We start from the raw sequence: 6,201 nt of genomic DNA on the forward strand, positions 1-6,201 counted from the left end.
GCATGAGCACGCCGTCAGCCGGCCTGCCAGACACCGGTGCGCTGTACATCGGGCTGATGTCGGGCACCTCGCTCGACGGCGTCGATGGCGTGCTGATGCGGCATGAGCAGGGGACCTGGTCCACGCTCACCCATGCCCACCGGCCGCTGCCCCCGCCCCTGCGGCAGGCGCTGCTCGACCTCAACACCGCTGGCCACGACGAACTGCACCGCAGTGCCGAGGCAGCCCAGGCCCTGGTGGTGCTGTATGCGGCCGTCGTGCACGCGCTGTGCACCGAAGCCGAGGTGCTGCCCACCGAGGTGCGCGCCATCGGCGCCCATGGCCAGACGGTCCGGCACCGCCCCGACCTCGCCTACACCTGGCAGCTCAACAACCCGGCACTGCTGGCCGAGCTGACGGGCATCGACGTCGTCGCCGAGTTCCGCACGCGCGACATCGCGGCCGGCGGCCAGGGAGCCCCTCTGGTTCCAGCCTTTCACCAGGCCCTGTTCGGGCAGCCGGACCGCACCGTGGCCGTGCTCAACATCGGGGGCATGGCCAACGTCAGCATCCTTCGCCCCAGCCAGGATCCCCTGGGCTTCGACTGCGGGCCAGGCAACGCACTGCTCGACCTGTGGTGCGAGACCCAGACCGGCCACGCCTACGACGCGAATGGCGAATGGGGTGCGATGGGTTCGGTGCGCGAGGACTGGTTGACCGATGCGCTGGCCGAGCCCTTCTTCAGCCTGCCGCCACCGAAAAGCACGGGGCGAGACCTGTTCAACCCAGGCTGGCTGGCCCGCTGGCTGGCCCCTCATGGCCTGCCCGACGGTCCGCTGGGCGATGCCGAGGTGGCGCGCGACGTGCAGGCCACGCTGTGCGAGCTGACGGCACGCAGTGCCGCCCTGGCGCTGCAGCAGCATGCACCGGACGCGACCGAAGTTGTGGTGTGCGGTGGGGGCGCCCTGAATGGCGACCTGATGCGCCGCCTGGGCGAACAACTGCCAGGCGTGCGCGTGGGACGTTCGGACGCCCACGGCCTCGACGTGATGCAGGTGGAGGCAGCCGCCTTTGCCTGGCTGGCCTGGCGGCATGTGGCACGGTTGGCGGGCAATGTGCCGGCGGTCACGGGGGCCCGAGGCCCCCGCGTGCTGGGCGCGCTGTATCCAGCGCGCTGAACAGCGTCAGATCAGACCGAGAAGCTCGAACCGCAACCGCAGGTGGTGGTGGCGTTCGGATTGCGGATCACGAACTGGGCGCCTTCGAGGTCGTCCTTGTAATCGATCTCGGCACCCACCAGGTACTGCAGGCTCATGGCATCGATCAGAAGGGTCACGCCGTTCTTCTCCATCTTGGTGTCGTCTTCGTTGACGATCTCGTCAAAGGTGAAGCCGTACTGGAAGCCGGAGCAGCCGCCGCCCTGCACGAACACGCGCAGCTTCAGGTCCGGATTGCCTTCTTCGGCAACCAGTTCGGCGACCTTGCCTGCTGCCGCGTCGGTGAAGATGATCGGGGCCGGCACGTCAGCAGAGAAGGTGTCGGCGGTCTGGGTTTCTTGGGCAACGGCGGTCATGGGTTGTACTCCGGGAACGGGGATCGATTTCAGATTTTGTGCAGTGGGTTCGCGGCGGCAGGCTGCTGAACCCGGTCAGGGTTGCCGGCGGCCGAGGCGGCCAGCTTCAAAGCGGGCTTGTCATCGGCCTGCAGGGGATGCAGCCCACCCTGGATGGTGGCGCCCTGGTGCATCTCGAGGGCTTCGTACTTCACGTCACCCACGATGCGGGCCTTGGGCTGCAACTCCAGCAGGCTGTCGGCCAGCACGGGGCCATGCACGGTTCCGTTGATGATGACATGGCCGGCCGTGACCTTGCCATGCACACGGGCTTTTTCGCTGATGACCAGCAGGGTGCGGCCCTCACCGGCGGCGGTCACGTCGCCATGCACTTCGCCGTCGATGCGCAGGCCATCCGTGAAGCGCAGTTCACCGCTGACCACCGTGCCCTCGCCCACCAGCGTGCGAATCGGCGGGGTTTTCTTCCATCCGAACATGTTGACCTCAAGACAAAGTAGGCCGAATACGCGAGCGTACACCTTTGTGCGGGCCGGTCAACGGCCTCACAGGCGCAAGGACTGACTGGCGCGCACACCCCCCGTGCCATCCAGCACGCGAACCTGCACCAGGCGCAACTGAACACCTTGCGGGCAGGCCGCCACGCCCTCGACACGGCTGTACTGTTTGAACTGCAGCGGCCGTGCGACGACGGGATGGGCATCCGCCCATGGCTTGCCATCGCGCGTACCCGACAACCACAGCTCGAATCGGCCGACGAAGTCGCTTTGGATGCGGCCCTCCGCCCGCTGCATCACGAGCAGGCGGTAGCGCAGCTGACCGGACTCGGTCAGTTCGCCTTGCAGGCCCCGCACCGACACGCCCTCGCCGCCCGTGGCGGGCAACAGGCGCTCGAAAAAGCCCAGGTCATCTTTCAGGGCAAGGTTTTCGGCCTCCAGCGCCTTGACCTGCTCGGCCAGCCGCTGCTGGGTGACACGCTCGGCCTTGAGCAGGCTGTCGGCCGAGTTGGCCACCGACTGCGCCCGATCCCGGTCCTGGCGTGCCTGCGCGAGTTGCTCGCGCGTCTGCGCAAGCACGTCGGCCATCTGGCGCGCGCCATGGTTCAGCCCTGCGATGTTGCGACCAAACTCGAAGGCCCACAGGGCCAGCGCGGCGGAGAAGCCGAGCATCAGGGCCGCCACCGCCCACCGCAAGGGCCACGGCAGGTGGCTGCGCACCGCCATGCGCGGCGCACTGATCGACAGCCGCCGGCGCAACAGCCGCCAACGCATCAGGGCAGCACCGGCACGCCGGTCAGCCCGAGGTGCTCATCCAGCCCGCACATCAGGTTCATGCACTGCACAGCCTGACCGGAGGCGCCCTTGGTCAGGTTGTCCTCCACCACCAGCACCATCACGGTGTCGGGCAGCGGCCGGTGAACGGCGATGCGCACGGTGTTCGAGGCACGCACCGTGCGTGTTTCGGGCGCACTGCCCGCGGGCAGCACGTCGACGAAGCGCTCGCCGCGGTAGGCATCCTCGAACAGCGCCTGCAGGTCTGCCGCCTGGCCCGAGCTGTTGAGGCGCGCGTACAAGGTGGAGTGAATACCCCGGATGATGGGCAGCAGGTGCGGCACGAACAGGCAGCGCACGCTGTCGTCGCCCGCAATGGCGCGCAGCTGCTGGTTGATCTCCGGGCCATGCCGGTGGCCCTTGACGCCATAGGCCTTGAAGTTGTCGGCCGCTTCCGCCAGCAGGGTGGGCACCTCGGCCTTGCGGCCTGCCCCCGACACGCCCGAGGCGCAGTTGGCGATCAGGCCGGTGGGCTCGATCAGCTTGTGACGGAGCAGCGGCGCAAAGCCCAGCTGCACCGAGGTGGGATAGCACCCCGGGTTGCCAATCACACGGGCCCGCTTGATGGCCTCGCGGTTGATCTCCGGCAAGCCGTAGACGGCCTCGGCCAGGATGTCGGGGCAGCTGTGCGGCATGCCGTACCACTGCTCGAACTCGGCGGTGTTCTTCAGGCGGAAGTCGGCGGCCAGGTCGATGATCTTGACGCCGGCGGCCAGCAACTCGGCGGCTTGCGCCATCGCCACACCATGGGGCGTCGCGAAGAACACCACGTCGCATTCGGTCAACCCGGCGGCGTCGGGCGTGGTGAAGGCCAGGTCCACATGGCCGCGCAGGCTGGGGTACATGTCGGCCACCGGCATGCCGGCCTCCTTGCGCGACGTGATGGCGCGGATCTGGACCTCGGGGTGTTGCGACAGCAGGCGCAGCAGTTCCACCCCGGTGTACCCGGTGCCACCGACGATGCCGACCTTGATCATGGAGGGGACCTTTCAGCCACGCCACCAGCCAACGCCAGCGTCGCAGCAAGACAAGATGAGAGGAAAGACAGGGCGAGGCGCCATTGTAGGGACAGCGCATGACGCCCAAAAAACAAACCCGCCCGAGGCGCGGGCCTGGGGCGGGTGCTGGATGCCGGCAGCCAAGGCCGCCGGTCCAGAAAGATCGATCAGCGCTTGCTGAACTGCTTGCGGCGACGGGCGCCGTGCAGACCGACCTTCTTACGCTCGACTTCACGGGCATCGCGGGTCACGAAACCAGCGCGGCTCAGTTCGGGCTTCAGGGCAGCGTCGAAGTCGATCAGAGCGCGGGTCACGCCGTGACGGACGGCGCCGGCCTGGCCGGATTCGCCACCACCGTGCACGTTGACCTTGATGTCGAACGCTTCGAGGTTGCTCGTCAGGGCCAGCGGCTGCTTGACGATCATGATCGAGGTCTGACGACCAAAATACTGATCGACGGGCTTGCCGTTGACGGTGATCTGGCCAGTGCCCTTCTTGATGAAGACGCGGGCGACGGAGGACTTGCGACGGCCGGTGCCGTAGTTCCAGTTACCGATCATGGTTCCGCTCCTCAGATTTCCAGGGCCTTGGGCTGCTGGGCGGCGTGCGGATGCTCGCTGCCTGCATAGACCTTCAGCTTCTTGATCATGGCGTAGCCCAGGGGACCCTTGGGCAGCATGCCCTTGACGGCCTTTTCGATGGCGCGGCCCGGGTGCTTGGCTTGCATGTCCTTGAACTTCGTGGCGTAGATGCCGCCGGGGAAGCCCGAGTGACGGTAGTAAACCTTGTCGTTGGCCTTGGTGCCAGTGACGCGGATCTTGTCGGCGTTGACGATGACGATGAAATCGCCGGTGTCCACGTGAGGCGTGTAAATGGCCTTGTGCTTGCCGCGCAGACGGAGAGCGACTTCGCTGGCCACTCGTCCGAGCACCTTGTCGGTGGCGTCGATCACAAACCACTCGTGCTTCACTTCGGCCGGCTTGGCACTGAAGGTCTTCATGAGATTTCCTAAGTGGTAAAACTGGCTGACAGCCGCCTTTGGAACCACTTCTTGGAAGGTGGTGGCCTCTCCGGCAGCGGGGCAACCGACGGCGACCGCGCTTGAAAGCTTGCGGGCAGTGCCCGCAATGCGCAGCCGACCGGATGTCGATCGGACCCGGCCTTGCCACCCCACCGCGCCCGTGAAGGACACCTCAGAATGACAAAGCCTCCCGGCAACCATGTCGGGAACCCAAGATTGTAGCCCTGAAATTGCGCGCAGCACAAACTTTTTTCCGAGCGCCCCAGTGTGCGCCGCATCCGTCTCCAGACACGGACAGCGTGAAAGCCATCACGGATGACGTTCATCCCCACACGGGGACGGTTGCGCGACACCGGGATTTCCCTTACTATTAGGGGAAACCCTAGGTTAACGCACACCCGTGGGGCGCAGGATGTTGAAGCGCCCCGACATTGGGCAGAAAGGGGTCCTCCGTGACCGCAACCCAGACACCCCCCCAACTGGATCGCTTCGGCTTCAACAAGACTGATGGCGCCCCGCCGAAGCGGCCGGCCAGCCCGGACGGCTGGGTGCCGATCCGCAACCTGCATGCGCGCCACCGCGCCCGCATCCTGGATCACCTGCTCCAACTGGACGAGCACGACCGCTACCTGCGCTTCGGCTTCCAAGCGTCGCAAGAACAGGTGGCGCGCTATGTCGCGTCGATCGACTTCCGCCGCGACGAGGTCTTCGGCATCTTCAATGGCCGCCTGCAGCTGGTGGCGGTGGCCCACCTGGCGGCCATGCCCGGCGGCGACGCACGCGGCTCTGACGCATCCCGGGGCCGCGCCATGGAGTTCGGCGTGTCGGTGCTGAAGCAGGGGCGCGGCAAGGGCCTGGGCTCGCGGATGTTCCAGCATGCCATCATGCACGCGCGCAACCGCCACGCCAGCCACCTGATGATCCACGCGCTGAGCGAGAACGCGCCCATGCTGCGCATCGCGGCCAAGGCCGGCGCGACGGTGGAACGGGACGGCCCCGAGGCCGAAGCCTGGCTGAAGTTGCCACCCGACACCACCTTCAGCCACATCGACAGTTCACTGCAGTCGCTGGCGGCCGAGGCCATCTACCGCGTCAAATACCAGATGCTGCACGCGAGTGACTGGCTGCGCCTGCTGATCACCTCGGCCTGAGGGCCGCCCAGCTCACTCCCCCCTCCCTAGCAGGCTGCGGAAATACCCAACAGCCAAGTCCACGCCCCAGTGGCGTGATGCGTTATCAGCGTAGCACCTCAACGACCTGAAGCGACACCCACCATGCGCGGCGCCGACACCTTCACCGAAG

At 66.7% G+C, this 6,201-nt stretch carries 8 protein-coding genes; 2 read left to right on the forward strand and 6 right to left on the reverse strand.

Features of this window, described 5'->3' with window-relative positions:
- The first annotated feature begins 2 nt into the window (after positions 1–2).
- Entirely contained in the window at positions 3–1,157 is a 1,155-nt protein-coding gene (locus QZ709_RS16100; RefSeq protein WP_294638421.1) for an anhydro-N-acetylmuramic acid kinase, read from the forward strand.
- 11 nt (positions 1,158–1,168) lie between these two features.
- On the opposite strand, the gene erpA is transcribed toward QZ709_RS16100, so the two are convergent.
- The 6 genes from erpA to rplM form a co-directional block, all read right to left on the reverse strand.
- On the reverse strand, positions 1,169–1,552 hold the full coding sequence (gene erpA, locus QZ709_RS16105) for an iron-sulfur cluster insertion protein ErpA (protein WP_294638422.1): 384 nt from the start codon (positions 1,550–1,552) through the stop codon (positions 1,169–1,171).
- Positions 1,553–1,581: 29 nt separating this feature from the next.
- Complete coding sequence (locus QZ709_RS16110; protein ID WP_294638423.1) at positions 1,582–2,028, reverse strand: polymer-forming cytoskeletal protein; 447 nt, start codon at positions 2,026–2,028, stop codon at positions 1,582–1,584.
- 66 nt (positions 2,029–2,094) lie between these two features.
- A complete protein-coding gene (locus QZ709_RS16115) occupies positions 2,095–2,820 on the reverse strand; it encodes a DUF6776 family protein (protein WP_294638424.1) in 726 nt (241 codons plus the stop codon).
- The gene (argC, locus tag QZ709_RS16120; RefSeq protein ID WP_294638425.1) at positions 2,820–3,857 is read right to left on the reverse strand and encodes an N-acetyl-gamma-glutamyl-phosphate reductase; all 1,038 of its coding nucleotides are present in this window, start codon (positions 3,855–3,857) and stop codon (positions 2,820–2,822) included. The genes QZ709_RS16115 and argC overlap by 1 nt, the downstream gene beginning before the upstream one ends.
- Positions 3,858–4,045: 188 nt before the next feature.
- Entirely contained in the window at positions 4,046–4,438 is a 393-nt protein-coding gene (gene rpsI / locus QZ709_RS16125) for a 30S ribosomal protein S9 (protein ID WP_294638426.1), read from the reverse strand.
- An 11-nt stretch (positions 4,439–4,449) separates the two neighbouring features.
- A complete protein-coding gene (rplM, locus tag QZ709_RS16130; RefSeq protein WP_294638427.1) occupies positions 4,450–4,878 on the reverse strand; it encodes a 50S ribosomal protein L13 in 429 nt (142 codons plus the stop codon).
- A 473-nt stretch (positions 4,879–5,351) separates the two neighbouring features.
- Here rplM and QZ709_RS16135 point away from each other — a divergent pair, with 473 nt between their 5' ends.
- On the forward strand, positions 5,352–6,050 hold the full coding sequence (locus tag QZ709_RS16135) for a GNAT family N-acetyltransferase (protein ID WP_366937186.1): 699 nt from the start codon (positions 5,352–5,354) through the stop codon (positions 6,048–6,050).
- The last annotated feature ends 151 nt before the right edge of the window (positions 6,051–6,201 follow it).

Origin of the sequence: uncultured Aquabacterium sp., assembly GCF_913773725.1 — a bacterium.
Classification (GTDB): domain Bacteria; phylum Pseudomonadota; class Gammaproteobacteria; order Burkholderiales; family Burkholderiaceae_C; genus Aquabacterium.